The following is a 397-nucleotide window of genomic DNA, read 5'->3' on the forward strand; positions in this document are numbered from 1 at the left end:
CAAGATCATTATAAATTGAACTTATAGAGCAAGTAGTGATCAGATCAAGGCATAATAATTACTTGGTCGCATAAATATGAGCACTACTTTTCTGAAACATTTTAATTCAATTACAGATCCTCGCATTGAACGTTGTAAAAAGCATGAACTTATCGATATTCTTCTCCTTGCTATTAGCGCTGTACTCTCTGGTGCAGAAGGATGGGAAGATATTGAAGACTTTGGGCACCTAAAGCTTGATTGGTTAAAAAAATACGGCACGTTCAACGCAGGAATTCCAAAACATGACACGATTGCTCGCGTCATGTGTCGGTTAAAAGCAAATGAAATAGAAAGGGCATTTCAATCTTGGATATCATCACTGATTGAAACTACAGGTGCAGATATCATCGCTATC

The 397-nt window shown here is 37.3% G+C and carries 1 protein-coding gene; it reads left to right on the top strand.

The genetic code is table 11. The features are described from left to right. Window positions 1-76: 76 nt before the first annotated feature. A partial coding sequence (locus tag P20311_RS13070) for an ISAs1 family transposase (RefSeq protein ID WP_036985179.1) occupies window positions 77-397 on the top strand: 321 nt, incomplete at its 3' end.

Source organism: Pseudoalteromonas sp. BSi20311 (genome assembly GCF_000239875.1).
Classification (GTDB): Bacteria; Pseudomonadota; Gammaproteobacteria; order Enterobacterales; family Alteromonadaceae; genus Pseudoalteromonas.